Here is a 17,070-nt window from a genome sequence, read left to right on the forward strand (position 1 = left end):
CGCCTGACCCTTTCTCAACGCGACTTCTTGCGTGGGCTCGTGGTCTTTTTTGCCTTCCTCCTGGCGGTGGTTTTCCTTTTCCCGGCGTCCGCTGGCGCTTCGACGAGCGCCGCGTCCCCGACTGCTACCTCGTGCCCAGCCAGGATCTCCGAAAGATACTGGCCGGTGTAGGACCCCTCGACGGCGGCAACCTGCTCTGGAGTGCCCTTAGCGACAACGGTTCCGCCGCCATTTCCCCCCTCGGGCCCCATGTCGATGATCCAATCGGCGGTTTTGATGACATCCAGATTGTGCTCAATGACGAAGACCGAGTTGCCTTGATCGACAAGACGTTGCAACACCAGCAGCAGCTTGCGGATGTCCTCGAAGTGCAGGCCGGTGGTGGGCTCGTCAAGGACATACAGCGTCCTACCCGTGGAACGTTTCTGCAACTCGGAGGCCAGCTTGATGCGCTGAGCCTCCCCACCAGACAGGGTCGTCGCGGGCTGGCCGAGCCTGACGTATCCCAAACCAACCTCGACGAGGGTCTGGAAGTGGCGATGGATCGACGAAATCGGTTCGAAGAAGGTGCAAGCCTCCTCGATAGGCATATCCAAGACCTCAGCGATCGTTTTACCTTTGTAATGGACCTCCAAGGTCTCACGGTTGTACCGGGCACCGTGGCACACCTCACAGGGCACATAGACGTCAGGCAGGAAGTTCATCTCGATTTTGATGGTGCCGTCACCCTGACAGTTCTCACAGCGTCCACCCTTAATGTTGAAGGAGAACCGACCCGGCTGATAGCCGCGCATTTTAGCTTCGGGGGTCTGGGCAAAGAGAGCACGGATCTTGTCGAAGACACCGGTATAGGTGGCCGGATTCGATCTTGGTGTGCGTCCGATCGGCGACTGGTCGACGTGAATCACCTTGTCGATTTCCTCGACACCGGTGATCGTCTCATGCTTACCCGGTACCATCCTGGCGCTATGGATACGATGCGCTAGCGATGTGTAGAGGATTTGGTTGACCAAAGTGGACTTGCCCGAGCCGCTCACCCCGGTGACGACGACGAGTTGCCCTAGCGGGAAGGTGACATCCATTCCCTTGAGGTTGTTCTCACGGGCTCCCCTGACAACGAGCTCACGTCCCGTGCGGGGGCGTCGGGTCGCCGGCAATGGGATCGACCTCTTGCCCGACAAGTACGCACCGGTCACGGACCTCTCACTGGCCAGCAGCTCGTCAACGGTTCCTGACACGACGACCTCACCACCGTGCTCACCGGCCCCTGGGCCGACGTCGACAACCCAGTCCGCCATCCGAATGGTGTCCTCATCATGCTCGACGACGATGAGGGTGTTACCGAGATCTCGCAATCTCACAAGGGTGTCGATGAGGCGTCGGTTGTCACGTTGGTGCAAGCCGATGGAGGGCTCATCAAGGACGTAGAGAACCCCGACCAAACCTGAACCAATCTGGGTAGCGAGTCGAATACGCTGAGCCTCACCACCTGACAAGGACCCCGCCGACCGTGACAAGGTGAGGTAGTCGAGACCGACATCGACAAGGAATCGCAGCCGAGCGCGAACCTCCTTGATAACTCGCCCCGCGATGGTGGCTTCCCGCTCGGTCAACGTCAACGCATTGAGGAATTCAGAAGCCTCTCCAATAGACATATCTGAGACCTCGGCGATATTTCGCCCACCGACCGTTACAGCCAGGCTCGTCGGCTTGAGACGCTTGCCATGACAGTCTCGGCACGGTACCTCACGCAGATACTGGCCCCACCGGGAGCGTGCAGAGTCCGTCTCGGCCTCGTCGTAGCGTCGACGCACATAATGCAGCACTCCCTCGTAATTCTGCGAGTAGGTGCGCACCCGCCCGAATCGGTTGCGGTACGAGATCATGACCGGGTCGCCATCACCGTGCAGGACCAGCTTGCGAGCCTTGACTGGCAACTCGGACCACGGAAGAGTCGCGTCAAACCCGTGGTTCTCCGCCAGCCCAGCAAAGACGTGCTGGTAATGGTTCGCCACCCGTGGCCCAGACCAGGGCGCAATGGCTCCCTCAAGCAGGCTCAGACCGGAATCGGGGACGATCAATTCCGGGTCGACCTCGAGTGTCGCGCCCAGACCAGAACAGGTCGGGCAGGCACCCCAGGGCCCATTGAAGGAGAACTGACGCGGCTCTAGCTCCTCGATGTCGATGTCATGCTGATTTGGGCAAGCCATCGTCTCGGAGAACCGACGCTCCCGGTACGGATCAGACAGATCGCGGTCGACGAAATCGACGCCGACGATGCCGTGGGCCAGCCCCAACGCCGTCTCCACCGATTCGGTGAGGCGCTGCTTAGCAGACGGCTTGACTGCAATCCGATCAACGACGACGTCGATGTCGTGCTTGCGCTTCTTATCAAGCGGTGGCACCTGTCCAAGCCGATGAACGTCTCCGTCCACCCGTACTCGGGTGAAGCCATCGGTCGTCAACTGTCGGAACAGCTCGACGTACTCGCCTTTGCGTCCACGAATCACCGGGGCGAAGACCTGGAACTTAGTACCCTCGTCGAGCGCCATAAGGCGGTCGACAATCTGCTGCGGGGTCTGACGGCTGATGAGCTCGCCGCACACCGGGCAGTGGGGTTTACCGACGCGGGCCCAGAGCAGGCGCAGATAATCATGGATCTCTGTGATGGTGCCAACGGTCGACCGAGGGTTGCGGGATGTGGACTTCTGATCGATGGAAACTGCCGGGCTGAGGCCCTCGATAAAGTCGACGTCGGGCTTATCCATCTGACCCAGAAACTGGCGGGCATAGGAGGAAAGCGACTCCACATACCGACGCTGGCCCTCGGCGAAGATAGTGTCGAAAGCAAGGGAGGACTTGCCCGATCCCGACAGACCGGTGAACACAATCATGGCGTCCCTAGGAAGGTCCAGATTGACATTGCGCAGGTTGTGTTCCCGGGCGCCTCGGACGATGATGTGGTCACTCACAGGTGTCATCGTAGAGGCCGCGCAAGACAGTCCCGCAGTTCTGCGCGGCTGGCAGAACGGAACACGATAGCCTTTTCACGTTGCTGTAAAATTGGCTCCATCACCTTCGTTCATCTGGCATGTTCCATCCCATGGCATTAAGTTGGATGACATGAGCGCTGCCCAACGACCCCCCGGTCTGTGCCCCAGCGCTCCCCTGCACGTGATCCGGGCTGCCAAACGTGAAGCCACGCAACGTCTTCTTGGCGCAACCATGGGGCTATCCGACGACGAGTGGCAGGCACCGAGTCGCCTGGCCGGATGGACCCGTGCCCACATCGCCACCCACATAGCCCGTAACGCCGAAGCCTTCGAGGCCGTCACAAAAGCGGTCCTCACCAGTCAGAAAGTCCCCCACCTCTACCCCTCCGACGAACTGCGCGACCGCGATATCGAACGCGGTTCGGAACGCGCCGGGCTGCAGCTGCAAATCGACCTCGATACCACCGCAGGCTCCCTCAACACCACCTTCGACGCGCTCGACGACATGGAACCTGGCACTGCGGTGTGGCTAACCAACGACATCCGCGTCGACGTCACTGATCTGCCAGCACTACGACTCGCAGAGATCGCTCTTCACCACGTCGACCTCGATCTCGGGATGACCGTCGATGACCTCCCCGACGTTTCCGCGCGTACTCTCCTGGAATGGGTCTGCTTCCGCCTGCGAGACCGTCCTGAGGTGCCCGCTATGCGTATCGTCTCTGATTCCGGCCTGACAGACCGCATTGGCGGGGTCGGATTCGCGACCACGGTCCATGGACCTGACGGCGCACTGGCAGGATGGCTATCGGGCCGAGGGGGAACTGAGCGTCTCGCCGGAGCTGACCAGCTCGCCGTCCCAATGCTCATCTGACAGGACAGCTGAAGGATTATCCGCTCGTCCCAGGAAGGAATCGTCATGCCGCTCTACCACGTCGATCCGGGCTCAGAAGCCGCCCTCGTCAGGGTTAACGATGACATTGACCTCATCAAAATCTCGGTAGGCACCATGGACAATAATGCCTACCTCATCCATCCCGGAGCCGGGCCCGCCATCCTCGTGGACGCAGCTGCCGAACCCGGTCGACTCAAAACTCTCATCGGTGACGACGAAGTTGGAGCCGTTATTACGACCCATCGTCATCAGGACCATACCGGGGCTCTCGCGGAGATCATTACTATGACGGGAGCCCAGCCATGGTGTGGAGAACCCGATGCCGAGGCTATTGAGACCACCACAGGAGTAACCTGCCGCACCATGTGGGACGGTGATCTGTTCCGTCTCGGAGATGTAGAACTCGACGTCATTGGACTGGTGGGCCATACCCGCGGATCCATCGCCTTACGTTTGCACGGTAACCCCATCGACCACGTTCTCACTGGCGATTCTCTGTTCCCGGGTAGGCTCGGCAAAACTAGCGGAAGCCGAGAATTCGAAAGTCTCTACACCGACGTCTGCATGAAGATCTTCGCACCCACGTCAGATACGACAGTTATCCATCCCGGGCATGGCGACGCCACAACCGTCGGAGAGGAACGTCCCAACCTTCCACTGTGGCGTGCCCGCGGCTGGTAAGCGTCAGGTCAGGCGTCGGCTGTGGCATCGTCTTTACGACTTTTAATGATACTCGCGACAGTGGTGAGAGCCAGGGTCACGACGATAACGCCCAGCGAAACCCCGATCGAAACCTCACTGCTAAAGCCGAACCAGGCTTGGTCCAGTCCGTAGTGGTGCATCGCGTGGCCAATGAGCTTGAGGGCGATAAAGCCCAAAATCACGGCCAGTCCCAGCGACAAGTACACCAGACGTTCCAACAGGCTTCCAATAAGGAAATACAACTGACGCAAGCCCATGAGAGCAAAGACGTTAGCGGTAAGGATAAGGTACCCCTCGCTGGTGAGACCATAGGACGCCGGAATCGAGTCGAGGGCGAAAAGCAGGTCCGTGGCGCCCAGGGCGACACAAACCATGAACATCGAGGTTGCGAGGGTTTTACCGTTCTCGCGAACGAAAAATTTCGTGCCACGGTAGTCACCAGTAGCCGGAACCGTACGCCTGAACCACGCCATGAAGCGGCCATCCTCACCAGGATCCTCATCGTCGTCATCATCACGGTGCCGATACTCACGCACCTGGTCAATTGCCGAATACAGCAGGAAAGCACCAAAGATGAAAAACACCCACGCCCAGGCCTCAAGAATGGCCTGTCCCAGAGCGATAAAAATACCCCGGAAAACGAGGGCGACGATGATACCTACCAGCAGGGCGAATTGCTGCAATTTCCGTGGGACGTTGAACTTTTCCATGAGGATGAGGAAGATAAACAGGTTGTCGATCGACAAGCTGTACTCGGTCAACCACACTGCGAAGAACTGTCCCCCTGCGGCATGGCCCTGCAGGATCCAGACGCCTAGGCCGAAGAGTACCGCCAAGCCGACAAAGACGCCGACGAAGGTGGCGCACTCCTTGGCGGAGGGGATATGGGGGTTTCGCCCCAGGACGAGAACGTCGAAGAAGAGCAGAGCCCCCATCACGAGGATGGTGATGATCCAGACGTAAGCATGAACGTGCAAATCCGGGCCTCCAAAGGGATAGTCCGGAGGTCTCGTCCGCGCCGGTACGCCACATATCGCCTGACCGGGGCTGTGTAGCCGGACCGTGATGGCACGATCGTGATGACGACCACACTTTTCTCAGGAGTACTCCCCTCCAAGGAGTTCCATACTCGCACACCGGGGCCTCGACCGCGACTCCCGCCCCTGTCTACCGGTTGGCCTCCACCATCTGGCGCAACTCCTTCTTAAGATCGGCGATTTCGTCACGTAGCCGGGCAGCGACTTCAAACTTGAGTTCGCCAGCCGCAGAACGCATTTCGGTGGTGAGATCGACGATGAGCTTGCCTAAATCCTCTTCGGCCATCTTCGAGACGTCGAGTCGCTTGCCTTGGGCGGCTCGCTGCTCGTCAGTGATCATCGAGTTGTAGCCGCGGTGGCCTTTCCCATAGTTGAACTTCTCGAAGAGCTCGTCAGTGTCGGCACCTTCACGAGCCAGCATCTCAGTGATGTCACCAATCTTCTTGCGCAACGGCTGCGGATCGATCCCATGTTCCTTGTTGTAGGCCATCTGGATATCGCGACGACGATTTGTTTCGTCGATGGCGACCTGCATGGAATCAGTGATCTGGTCCGCGTACATGATGACCTGACCGTTGACGTTACGAGCGGCGCGGCCAACGGTCTGGATAAGGGACCGTTCAGAACGCAAAAAGCCCTCCTTGTCGGCGTCGAGGATCGCCACCAAGGAAACCTCCGGGAGATCGAGTCCCTCTCGTAGCAGGTTGATACCGACAAGCACATCGAACTCGCCCATGCGCAACTCCTTGAGCAGCTCTATGCGTTTGAGTGTGTCGATCTCCGAGTGCAGGTAACGGGTGCGAATCCCGTGCTCCATGAGATAGTCGGTGAGGTCTTCGGCCATCTTCTTCGTCAGAGTCGTCACCAAGACACGATCGCCACGGTCCACTCGGGTACGAATTTCACCCATAAGGTCGTCAATCTGGCCATGCGTAGGCTTGACGATAATCTCCGGATCCACCAGACCTGTCGGACGAATGATTTGTTCAACGACGCCGTGAGCTCGTTCGGTCTCGTAAGAACCGGGCGTGGCGGACAGGTATACAGTCTGGCCGATCCGCTGGGTGAACTCGTCGAACTTGAGAGGACGGTTGTCCATCGCGCTGGGCAGTCGGAAACCATGTTCTACCAATGTCCGCTTGCGGCTCATGTCCCCTTCATACATGCCGCCAATCTGTGGGACGGTCACGTGGGACTCATCAATGACGAGCACAAAGTCTTCTGGAAAGTAGTCAAGCAGACAGTTCGGGGCCGACCCGGGAGCGCGTCCGTCGATGTGCCGCGAATAGTTTTCAATGCCAGCGCAGGCACCGACCTGCTGCATCATCTCGATATCGTAGGTAGTACGCATACGTAACCGTTGGGCCTCCAACAGTTTCCCATCACGCTCTAGAACGGCCAGGCGCTCCTCGAGCTCCTGCTGGATGGATGCTACGGCCCGCTCCATACGTTCCGGGCCGGCGACATAGTGGGTAGCCGGGAACACGTAGACCTGCTCGTCCTCGCTGATGACCTCCCCGGTGAGCGGGTGCATCGTCGTGAGGGCCTCAATTTCGTCGCCGAAAAACTCGACACGCAGCGCATTCTCCTCATAAACCGGGAAGATCTCGAGGGTGTCCCCGCGCACCCGGAAGGTGCCGCGCTCCCCCGATATGTCGTTACGAATGTACTGGTTGGTGACGAGGTCGCGCAGCAACTCATCGCGATCCCACTCCTGGCCGACCTCCAGTGGAATCATCCGGTCCACGTATTCCTGTGGCGTGCCCAGGCCATAGATAGCTGAAACGGTTGACACCACGATGACGTCGCGACGGGTAAGCAGGGAGTTCGTCGCGGAGTGGCGCAACCTCTCAACTTCCTCGTTGAGACTGGAATCTTTCTCGATGTAGGTATCCGTCTGTGGGATGTACGCCTCAGGTTGGTAGTAATCGTAGTAGGAGACGAAGTACTCGACAGCATTGTCAGGGAAGAAGGTACGTAGTTCCTGGGCAAACTGGGCGGCCAACGTCTTGTTGGGCTGCATGACGAGCATCGGGCGCTGCAGCTTCTCCGCCAGCCACGCCACCGTGGCCGTCTTGCCAGTACCGGTGGCGCCGAGTAGAACAACGTCCTGTTCACCACTGTTGACCCTCTTCTCCAACTCCGCAATGGCCTGTGGCTGGTCACCAGAAGGCTGAAACTCACTGACGACGTGAAAAGGGGCTACGCGGCGAGTGATGTCAGTGACAGGGCGCATAGCTCCACCATAGTTCAAGCCACCCGCGATGGGATCAGCTGAAAGCGTGCGACCGGCTTCAAGATGTCAGATCCGGAAACCTGCGCACCTGGTCACAATGAGCCTCGCTGGATGCCCCTCACCGGTATCCCTCCCCTACTTTCTTACGGCAGTTGTCACCGTTCTTATGGCATCATTCCTGTTGGGCACGGCAGAAACGGTGCTCCCCCCAGCTGGGCACCCAGTCATCGTTCTCGTCGAGGGAAAACCAGCCCGAAACGTCTCGGCGGTCGGCTCGTGGATGTCCACGTATTCGCAACGACAACATGTGGCAGTCGGGCGCTGGCAGGCCGATCTGAACAATCCGGAATCCTCTCGGGGGCTCTACTTGGTTTCCGCAGCCGGCGGCACTCTCAACCCGCTTCCGAAGGATTACCCGAATCTGTCATCGCAAATAATCACCCATATCGCCCATATGGATCAAGATCAGTCCACCGATCGCAGCGGCAAGTACCTCGTCTACGGCAACGCCGCCGATGCCACCACATTCGCCTCCGGAATGCGTGCATTGGGGTTCCGCTCCTCGATACAAGACCAGGTGGACCTGGCACTGGTTGCCAGCCATAATCCTGACATCATCAAGGCGTACGGCGGGGTGATGGGGGCATTGGTCGCTTTGGTCATGGCGGCGGTGTTCGCCCGGACTCAGCGTTACGGTATTCTTCGTTTGCACGGTCAGTCGTGGCTATACCATGCCAGCCGAGAAACTCTTCATGCAATGTCCGTCGCAGCCATTGGCATGGGAGCAACTGCTTTGATCAGTGTGCCGATCCTCGGCTTTTACAACGGTTTAGCTCAATGGATGCGATGGTTTCGCTGGTCAATCCAGGTATGGATACCATCCATCGCGGTACTCCTCATAGTCGAGATCGTGACGTTGGCCATCGCATGGTCAAACGCAGAAATCCTGGCTCAGGTCAAGGGTCGAATGACCAGTCTCCCGGTGTTCTCCGCTTCGTATCTGCTTCGCTTTCCGGTGGCCATGTTGGTGATACTGCTGATAATTTCAGTCACCCTTGCCGCACGGGAGCTGTGGTGCTATGAGGACCAACAAGACCAATGGACCACGGTCGATCGCCACGGGGGCGGGTCACACTCCGTGGCATCGGCTCGGCTGTCATCGACGCCGCCAGCGAGAAGCGTATGGTTGACGCAGTCGGCGCATGGCTGGGTGACGTGACCGAACACCAGGGTCTCATCGTCGCAAACCTCAGTCCGGTTGACGTTGGTCTTCCTGCGCCGATTCAGCTGTTCATCATCAATGATGAATACTGCCGACATCATCCGGTACCGGCATGCGCTTCCTCCCCCAATGCATCCACCGTCACCGGAACCGTACCTGCATCACTGTCCTCAGTGAAACCCCGCATCCGCCTTGGAACGCGTTAGGCTACCCGGGCAGGAACGAACTCCCGTACACACCCTTAGCGGAGGCGAAAAGCAGCGTGTCGCTTTGACTCGATTACTCCTCAAGCCGAGCCGGATCATCCTGGCTGACGAACCCACGGCGTCACTTAACCAGGACAACGAGGACTTGGTGCTAAATCTTCTACAAGATCTCGCCAATGAAGGCAAAGTTATACTCCTCGCCACCCACAGCGACCGAGTCGCAAGTCGTTGTTCGCGGATGCTGTCACTGCACCACCACTCACTGCCCGACCGCCTCACGCCAAGGGACAGGAGGACTCGCTCTCAGTATCCTCGACCACGTGCGGCCGACTCCGGTGGGCAGGTTCCCGGCCACTGTTAACCGCTGGGCCTGACCCCCCGAAAGCCTCGTACCAGCCGGCCCAACAACGGTACGCAATCCAGCCTCCGTACCACGCACCTCATCAGCTAAACCAACCTCACCAAGAACACGCCACAACAGACGTGAGAAAGGCATCACCGCCGCCCCCCTGTAGCAGCTGACCGACTACAGCATGGGTATGCATAGGCCAGACGAAACCAAACCTCTTGTACCGGCCAGAGCTTGCTCCTTCTTGCTGCGCTTCCGGGAAGTACAACGTCATGACCGTCAACAACTAGAGGTCACTATAAGTTTTCTTCCCGCGACCTAACACCAAATCCATCCCGATCCATCCCGTGCGATCAGTCACTCCACCACAAGCCGGCAACTATCGCTACAGCACGTCTATGTAACTCACAGGAATTGCGGGCAGGACACATACCCACCCAACAGAAACGCCACCAGACAGCCTGAACACCCACCCCCCCAATAAACAAGCAAATTAGGGAGAGATATCATTCATCTCATCGACAACTGGACCGTCGAACAAGTCCGGATGTGGAGAGTTCTTTCTACGGTAGCCCTTCACCCTGACACCCTCTACCGGCCCTAGAAGCCAGAAGAGAGAAATCGCACACATAATAACAGGAGTTGAACAGTTGCACACACACAAAACGGCCTGGAAGCGCATGAGTGCAGCTATGGCTGCAATACTGATCATGGCAATGGTCGGCTGCGGCACTTCAGATCCTTCAAAGGGAGGAGAATCCAGAGCAGAAGAAGCAAAGATGTCCTTCAGTGTAACCGACAGCTTCGGCCATAAAGTCGATTTTATGACAAGACCACAGCGAGTATGCTTGTTGTCTGCGACACTGCTCAGCATTTGGTATGACTTGGGCGGCACGGCGGCATGTACGCCATCCTTAACTGGAAATGAAAAACTTCAACCAGCCCATGCTGCAGCCATAAAGAAAGTCCCCAAGGTCGGCATGATATATGCTGTCAATTTGGAACGAATGCTTGCTACAAACCCAGACCTCGTCATCGCACCTGGAGCCGTGAGTCAGAACGTAACAGACAAACTTTCTTCTCAAGGAATTCCTGTGTTGAACATCAAAACGAGGTCACTGGATGAGGTTCTCCAAACTTATCAAACCCTCGGTAAAGTACTCGGCCACACCAAAGAAGCCAAAAAGCGTTGCTCTCAAATTTCCGCGCAGGTCAAGTCCACCGTCGACAAGATGCCAGCAGACGGCAAACGGGTCGCTATTCTGTTCGCAACAGCCACGTCAATGTCACTAAAGTTAAACAACAGCATCGCCGGATCAATGGCCAAACTTCTCAAGTTGAAGAACATCGCTTCGTCGGCAATTCCAGATGACCCAAATGCCGAAACTGCCACGCTCAGTGTCGAGAAAATAACTCAGCAACAGCCCGATATCATCATGGTCACCTCAATGGTGCAGAACAACGCACTGGCCCGGCAAACAGTGAACAGAGAATTGACCAGCAACCCAGCCTGGCAGGCAGTGGATGCCGTACGAAAAAAGAAAATCATTTACCTCCCTCAACAATATTTTCTGTTCAACGGTGGTCCCAACTACCCAGATTCCGTGGCTTACATGGCAGCTTCTGTACATCCGGAAATCTTTGGAAAACCCATTGAACCATGACAATACCCGCCAAAACAAAAACACTCACATCGACAACAGAGAGAACGTCAAGTAACAGCCATCGAAGGCACCACCTCACGGCAATCGCATTCGTCATCCTTGTTGCGATCATGATCGTCAGCGTCATAACAGGGATCGGGTTCGGTTCGATACAGTTGTCACCTTCTGACGTAGTCAAAGGATTGTTCGGTCCGTCCGATTTCCAATGGCATAGGGTGGTATGGGGAGTGAGATTTCCCCGGGTCGTCCTTGCTGCCCTGGTCGGCATGAACCTTGCAACGTCGGGTGTGATTCTTCAAGCCGTGATGAGCAATCCCCTTGCCGATCCGAGCATCATTGGGGTCTCCTCAGGCGCAGGACTTCTAGGAATAGGCACGCTGCTTGTTTTCCCCGAACGGGCAAACCTTGTACCTGTAATGGCGTTCATCGGTGCGATGTTGGCAGCCATGGCAATCTATGCACTCGCATGGAGGGGTGGCGTTCAACCACTGCGAATCATCCTTTCCGGGGTTGCCGTCTCGGCGCTGTGCGGCGCAGGGATCTCGGCTGTCATGGTACTTATGGCCGACAATGTGCAAGGTGCTCTCATGTTCATGAATGGCAGCCTCGCCATGCGCAGTTGGGCCGAGGTATCCCTCATCTGGCCATACACCGTGGTAGGGATCATTGCCGCCGTTATGCTGTCCCGCAGGCTCGACATCATCACTCTGGGCGATCAAGTTGCACAAGGCATGGGAATGAACGTTCAAGCGAATCGCCTTGTCCTCACTGCCGTGGCGGCCCTCCTAGCCGCCAGCACAGTCAGCGCCATCGGGTTGCTCGGGTTCGTCGGTCTCATCGTGCCGCACATCATGCGGCTGATCGTCGGAAACCGACACGTCATCCTGGTTCCAGCGTGTGTGCTCGCCGGAGCTGCGTTGGTTATGCTGAGCGACACATGTAGTCGGGTCATCTTCGATCCCTTCGAGATACCGGTTGGCATCATGCTCACAGCACTGGGGGTTCCCTTCTTTCTTTTCCTCCTCAGAAAGACATTGTGAGATGGGAAATATCATGGAAACACCTATACTTTCCGGCTCCCACTTGAACGTCACCTTGGGAAATCACAAGATTCTCAATGACGTCTCCGTATCATTCCAAGCGGGAGTTATGCACGCCATACTTGGCCCCAACGGTTCTGGGAAGACCACCCTGGTACGCACGTTATGCGGAGCCCTCTCCCCCGAGTCGGGGAGCGTCAAATTCGATGGAACGGATCTATCCACGATGTCCGCATCCTGTATCGCGCGTCGTATTGCGATCGTCTGGCAGAGCGCGACCGCTCCCTCTGACCTCACCGTACGTCACCTCGTTGGCTACGGGAGATATGCCCACACACCGTGGTGGCAGATAAGGGACACCAGCGCCGACAGCCATGTGGAACAAGCAATGGAGCTGGCCGATGTCACGTGCTTCGCCGATCGACGCGTCACCACTCTCTCAGGCGGAGAGCGACAGAAGGTGTGGCTGGCGGCGGCCCTGGCACAGGAACCCACTGTCCTTATCCTTGATGAGCCCACAACCTATCTGGATGTCACCCATCAACTGCGCGTCCTCGATCTTGTTCGATCTCTGAACCAAGAACAGGGAATCACTGTCATAGCCGTCATGCATGACCTCACTCAAGCCGCCCGTTATTGCGACAGATGCGCCATTCTCAAAAATGGCCAGCTGACGCTCGAAGGGCCACCTGACGCGCTATCAGCCAGGGCCATCGAAGCGAACTTCGACATCGAAGCGTGGATTACGACGGATCCCCAAGACAAGCTCCCAGTCATCCAACCACGTCGCCCCTTGAAGGAAGCACGATGAAAATCACGTTCTTGACTGTGTTTCCCGATCTCGTGAAACATGTTTCCGAAGCCGCCAAGACCATTGATCCAAGCCACGATCTTCTCGAACTGCATTTTTTTAACTCTACCACGAGACCCACTCCAGAAGAACTTGAGGCACTGACAAGAGCTATTCGCGACAGCGATATCCTCGTCCTTGACGCCATGGGTGGTGACCCCCAGTGGATTCGGGCTACGCGATTAACTTTGGACGACTTTGATGGGGCAGTCCTTTCTTGGGGAGCCGAGTTTATCGACAAGGTGAGATTAGGCTCGTTCTCCATGGCGACAGCCCGCAATGCCATAGAAAAAACTGGCAGCCACGCTGATACGAAGCACATGCCGCCAGACATGAAGACGATGCTCGGAAACACGGGAGCCCAAAAGAGCATTAAAGGCATACTGAATAGCGCCAGAAAAATGGTTCCTATCATCACAGAAATGGGGGCATCCACAGACACTGAAGGTGGCATCTCTGGGATAAATCGCGTACGTGCCACAGTGAAAGGGGTGCGAACCACATCAAAATTTATGGCCGACGCGAAGAGATTTTCCGCGCTGGGTAAAGCCTTCCACTCGATGCGAGAACCGCAAGCAGATTTTTTCCTTCGCCATCTGCTTCATTTCGACGGCGGTCACCCAGAGGTCGTTGTGCCCACACCACCCGAGACTCCAGCCCCTGCGAGCGTCGGTGCACCGTGGCCTAGTAGACACTTCCCCACCGTCGAAAAATACCGCCAGGAATGTGACGCCCCACACGGAAGACCCACTGTTGTCCTTCTTTACAGCGGCCTCACATATCCCTACGACAGTAACGATGTCGTACGCGCCTTGATGGATTCGTTACGTAAGGACTGCTGGGTTGTGCCCATCAGCATCGTGGCCGCCGGTGGCGAATCCTTAGAGGCTCTGCGCACACTTCTGAGCGAAGCCGCACCAAAACTTATTATCAGCATGCAGGGCTTCCGCATTGGCGGGGGGCCGATGGGGGTGATGTTGATTCCAGCACAGCCATGCTCAAATCGATCAATGCCCCGATTATGCATCCTCTCATACTCTCCCGATACACCCAGAAACAATGGAACGAATCACGACACGGCCTCGGTCAGAGTGAAGCCATGGTCATGCTCATGTTGCCCGAAATGGACGGTTGTCTGGCCGAGATACCGATAGCAGCGATGACTGAGCCAGCTCAAAACACGATCACGGGAGTCGTCACATCGGTACTCGCACCAATCCCAGAGCAAATTGAAAGATTTGCACGACGAGTTCGCGGCCAATTGAGACTATCGACAACTCCGGCTCCTCAGAAACGAGTCGCGCTCATTGGCTACGATTACCCTGCAGGAGAGGGGAACCTCCTCAACGGAGCCTTTCTGGACGTCAGCGAATCTATGGCGGCAATCATGAGCGAATTGTCGCACCGTGGCTATCAGACCAAGACCCCTAGCGGACAACAACTTCTCAATGACCTATTGGCCCAAGCCGTAAACTCCCCTGAATATTCACAGACTGTACGACCGAAAACTTACCTACGCGCCGATGCCGAACAAGATCTGCCGCACCCGCGTGCGTGGCAAAGTATGGATGAAACACACCCAAGCCCGAGCGACTGCCCTATGACGACTCCTGAGGGCGATTTCATCATCCCCGCAGTCGACTACGGGAACGTCTTGGTCGGTATCCAACCAGGTCGTGGCTCAGTCAAGATGGCTACCGCTGACGCCCACGACACCACTCGTCCCCCACACCCGCAGTACGCCGGTTTCTACACATGGCTGAGCCAAGTCTGGAAACCAGACGTCATCATCCATGTCGGAACACACGGCACCTTGGAATTCCTCCAAGGTAAAGAGAACGCAGTCAGCGCGGAATGCTTCCCCGACATGCTCATCGGTGATATTCCCCACGTGTACATCTATTACTGTGGAAACGCTGCAGAGGGGCTAATTGCGCGTCGTCGCGCACACGCGGTTCTCGTGAGTTATCAACCTCCCGTGATGCAACCCACAAAACTCGACGGCGAGTTAGCAGAACTAGACGATCTCATCTCCGAATACCGACGCAGTGTCACCTTCATGCCCCAAACCAGCGCCGAGTTGCTGGAACAGGTGCACAGACGCGCCACAGCCCTACATCTTCCGACCGATCTCGACGAACTCGAGGTAGAGCTAGCGCGGACCAAGCGTTCGCTTGTCCCCATGGGTCTACACGTCTGGGGACAGGCCTATACCCCGCAGGAGGCTCGACTCATGGTGCGCGGAATGGCCGAGCACGGTTCATTTGACGGTGAACTAGCCCCCGCGCTCTCCCCCAGCGAGCAAGCCAAGGTCGTCGACAAGGTGCTGGGAGAGGTTTCAGACTCACCCAACGAAACGTCTTTACCCGAAGAATCTGCGGAACCCAGAAACCCCGAAGACGAGGCACTCACGCAGGGAATAGAGCACCTGGCGTCTTGGGCACGAAATCTGTACACGCGACTACAACACAATGACGAGATGGAAGGTTTATTCCGCGCCCTCGAAGGATGTCACGTTGATGCACGCTTAGGTGGCGATCCCATACGCGATCCAGAAGTCTTGCCGTCGGGGCATTCGCTGTACCAGTTCGACTTACGGCGAGTACCCACCCCCATCGCAGTGCGACGAGGCCGTGACATCGCCAACCACGTTTGTTCTGCCTACCGCGCCAGCCACGACGGCGCTGATCCCACCACGATCGCCGTCGTGCTGTGGGGATTGGAGACCACCCGTACTCAAGGTGAAACTTATGCCCAAATCCTGAGCCTCTTAGGAGTGCGGTCTTTGACACCACGACGTCCGAACTCTCCGCACTGGGAAATCATTCCAAGCAATAAACTTGAACGCCCAAGGGTGGATGTCGTCGTAACGATCTGCGGGTTTTTTCGCGACCTCTTCAGCAATCTTATCGATGAGTTAGACGACATTCTTCATGCGGTGGCGGCCCTGGACGAACCAGCTGACATCAATCCCCTCGCTGCCCGAACGCGTCAACGGGCACAAGCCATGCGTCAATCCGGCGAACCCGAAGAGCGAATCGAAGCTCTGGCACACGCGCGAATCTTCGGGCCACCTCCGGGCCAATACGGTTCGGGGCTGACCGACATCGTCGATTCTGGACAGTGGCAAAGTCCCGAAGACCTTGCCACGGCCTTCACCGCTGCTTCAGGACACGTCTACACCCGTTATGATCACGGCACCCATGCAGACGGCCTCTATGACTCCCGGCTCAAGGATGTCGACCTCGTATCGCAGACTCGATCGTCCAACGAGTACGAGATCACCGATCTCGACCACTATTTCGAATACTTAGGGGGACTGGGTAATTCAGTTCGCGCCGCCAAGGGTAAATCAATCCCGATCCTTGTGACCGATACCACCCAAGATGAGGTGTACACGACTTCCGTTGGAAGGGCAGCTGCCAAGGGGCTGCGTACCCGCCTCCTCAACAAGGACTGGATGGAAGCCATGCTTGCCCACGGGCATCGTGGAGTCACTGAAATCGAGAAACGAGTCACCAATCTCGTCGGTCTTGCTGCTACGACAGACCAGATCGACGATTGGATGTTCGACGAGGTCTGCGACACCTACATCGATGATCCCGAGATGGTACAACGGCTATCGAAGTTAAATCCGCATTCCCTTGCCAGCATGGCCCAACGCATGGTCGAAGCACACGACAGGTCACTGTGGAACGCTAGCGCCGAGCACCTGGACAAGCTTCACGACCTCACTTTCGACCTTGATTCCAGTTTGGAAGCTGGAACGCAAGAAATCGACTACCCATGAAGAGGCAGTCTCATAAAACCGAGAAAGGAATACTGATGACAAAAACACTTCCATACTTAGCAGTTACCTGCGCGCTTGGGCTTCTC

General features: G+C 57.0%; 11 protein-coding genes and 2 pseudogenes. 8 read left to right on the forward strand and 5 right to left on the reverse strand.

Annotated features, from left to right (window positions below; all coding sequences use genetic code 11):
• Positions 1–14: 14 nt before the first annotated feature.
• A complete protein-coding gene (gene uvrA, locus LRP59_RS07320; protein WP_002533116.1) occupies positions 15–2,981 on the reverse strand; it encodes an excinuclease ABC subunit UvrA in 2,967 nt (988 codons plus the stop codon).
• Positions 2,982–3,225: 244 nt separating this feature from the next.
• Here uvrA and LRP59_RS07325 point away from each other — a divergent pair, with 244 nt between their 5' ends.
• Both LRP59_RS07325 and LRP59_RS07330 read left to right on the forward strand, forming a co-directional pair.
• The gene (locus LRP59_RS07325) at positions 3,226–3,867 is read left to right on the forward strand and encodes a maleylpyruvate isomerase family mycothiol-dependent enzyme (RefSeq protein ID WP_002532174.1); all 642 of its coding nucleotides are present in this window, start codon (positions 3,226–3,228) and stop codon (positions 3,865–3,867) included.
• A gap of 45 nt (positions 3,868–3,912) precedes the next feature.
• Positions 3,913–4,569 carry an MBL fold metallo-hydrolase gene (locus tag LRP59_RS07330; protein WP_002513881.1) on the forward strand — a complete coding sequence of 219 codons (657 nt, stop codon included), beginning with the start codon at positions 3,913–3,915 and terminating at the stop codon, positions 4,567–4,569.
• Positions 4,570–4,577: 8 nt separating this feature from the next.
• On the opposite strand, the gene LRP59_RS07335 is transcribed toward LRP59_RS07330, so the two are convergent.
• Both LRP59_RS07335 and uvrB read right to left on the reverse strand, forming a co-directional pair.
• Entirely contained in the window at positions 4,578–5,567 is a 990-nt protein-coding gene (locus LRP59_RS07335; RefSeq protein WP_002513882.1) for a TerC family protein, read from the reverse strand.
• 190 nt (positions 5,568–5,757) lie between these two features.
• Positions 5,758–7,863, reverse strand: a complete 2,106-nt coding sequence (gene uvrB / locus LRP59_RS07340; RefSeq protein ID WP_002513883.1) for an excinuclease ABC subunit UvrB — start codon at positions 7,861–7,863, stop codon at positions 5,758–5,760.
• Between the two features lie 661 nt (positions 7,864–8,524).
• On the opposite strand from uvrB, the pseudogene LRP59_RS07345 reads away from it, so the two are divergent.
• Both LRP59_RS07345 and LRP59_RS07350 read left to right on the forward strand, forming a co-directional pair.
• Positions 8,525–9,276 (forward strand): annotated as a pseudogene (locus LRP59_RS07345) (hypothetical protein); the annotation flags it as partial.
• 1 nt (position 9,277) lies between these two features.
• Complete coding sequence (locus tag LRP59_RS07350; protein ID WP_002532178.1) at positions 9,278–9,652, forward strand: ATP-binding cassette domain-containing protein; 375 nt, start codon at positions 9,278–9,280, stop codon at positions 9,650–9,652.
• On the opposite strand, the gene LRP59_RS07355 is transcribed toward LRP59_RS07350, so the two are convergent.
• Together LRP59_RS07355 and LRP59_RS07360 are read right to left on the reverse strand one after the other, a co-directional pair.
• Positions 9,551–9,787, reverse strand: a complete 237-nt coding sequence (locus LRP59_RS07355) for a hypothetical protein (protein WP_002533667.1) — start codon at positions 9,785–9,787, stop codon at positions 9,551–9,553. The genes LRP59_RS07350 and LRP59_RS07355 overlap by 102 nt on opposite strands.
• 346 nt (positions 9,788–10,133) lie before the next feature.
• Positions 10,134–10,373: a hypothetical protein gene (locus LRP59_RS07360; RefSeq protein WP_002532179.1), complete on the reverse strand. Its 240-nt coding sequence runs from the start codon at positions 10,371–10,373 to the stop codon at positions 10,134–10,136.
• Between LRP59_RS07360 and LRP59_RS07365 the strand changes: the two genes are divergently transcribed.
• From LRP59_RS07365 to LRP59_RS07380, 4 genes and pseudogenes are all read left to right on the forward strand, one after another.
• The gene (locus tag LRP59_RS07365) at positions 10,321–11,304 is read left to right on the forward strand and encodes an ABC transporter substrate-binding protein (protein ID WP_002513887.1); all 984 of its coding nucleotides are present in this window, start codon (positions 10,321–10,323) and stop codon (positions 11,302–11,304) included. The two genes, LRP59_RS07360 and LRP59_RS07365, sit on opposite strands and share 53 nt — an antisense overlap.
• Positions 11,301–12,344 carry an iron ABC transporter permease gene (locus LRP59_RS07370; protein WP_002513888.1) on the forward strand — a complete coding sequence of 348 codons (1,044 nt, stop codon included), beginning with the start codon at positions 11,301–11,303 and terminating at the stop codon, positions 12,342–12,344. The genes LRP59_RS07365 and LRP59_RS07370 overlap by 4 nt, the downstream gene beginning before the upstream one ends.
• A 1-nt stretch (position 12,345) precedes the next feature.
• Positions 12,346–13,155 carry an ABC transporter ATP-binding protein gene (locus LRP59_RS07375; RefSeq protein WP_002513889.1) on the forward strand — a complete coding sequence of 270 codons (810 nt, stop codon included), beginning with the start codon at positions 12,346–12,348 and terminating at the stop codon, positions 13,153–13,155.
• Positions 13,152–16,984 (forward strand): annotated as a pseudogene (locus LRP59_RS07380) (cobaltochelatase subunit CobN). Before LRP59_RS07375 ends, LRP59_RS07380 begins: the two are co-directional and overlap by 4 nt.
• Positions 16,985–17,070 lie beyond the last annotated feature (86 nt).

The sequence above is a fragment of the Cutibacterium sp. 37298 genome (genome assembly GCF_023838685.1).
Taxonomy (GTDB): Bacteria; Actinomycetota; Actinomycetes; order Propionibacteriales; family Propionibacteriaceae; genus Cutibacterium; species Cutibacterium acnes.

What these genes read in the sequence shown, in the direction of transcription:
- uvrA (WP_002533116.1), bottom strand. Translation starts at nt 2,981, where the DNA reads ATGACACCTGTGAGTGACCACATCATCGTCCGAGGCGCCCGGGAACAC.
- LRP59_RS07325 (WP_002532174.1), top strand. Translation starts at nt 3,226, where the DNA reads ATGGGGCTATCCGACGACGAGTGGCAGGCACCGAGTCGCCTGGCCGGA.
- LRP59_RS07330 (WP_002513881.1), top strand. Translation starts at nt 3,913, where the DNA reads ATGCCGCTCTACCACGTCGATCCGGGCTCAGAAGCCGCCCTCGTCAGG.
- uvrB (WP_002513883.1), bottom strand. Translation starts at nt 7,863, where the DNA reads ATGCGCCCTGTCACTGACATCACTCGCCGCGTAGCCCCTTTTCACGTC.
- LRP59_RS07355 (WP_002533667.1), bottom strand. Translation starts at nt 9,787, where the DNA reads ATGCCTTTCTCACGTCTGTTGTGGCGTGTTCTTGGTGAGGTTGGTTTA.
- LRP59_RS07365 (WP_002513887.1), top strand. Translation starts at nt 10,321, where the DNA reads ATGAGTGCAGCTATGGCTGCAATACTGATCATGGCAATGGTCGGCTGC.
- LRP59_RS07370 (WP_002513888.1), top strand. Translation starts at nt 11,301, where the DNA reads ATGACAATACCCGCCAAAACAAAAACACTCACATCGACAACAGAGAGA.
- LRP59_RS07375 (WP_002513889.1), top strand. Translation starts at nt 12,346, where the DNA reads ATGGGAAATATCATGGAAACACCTATACTTTCCGGCTCCCACTTGAAC.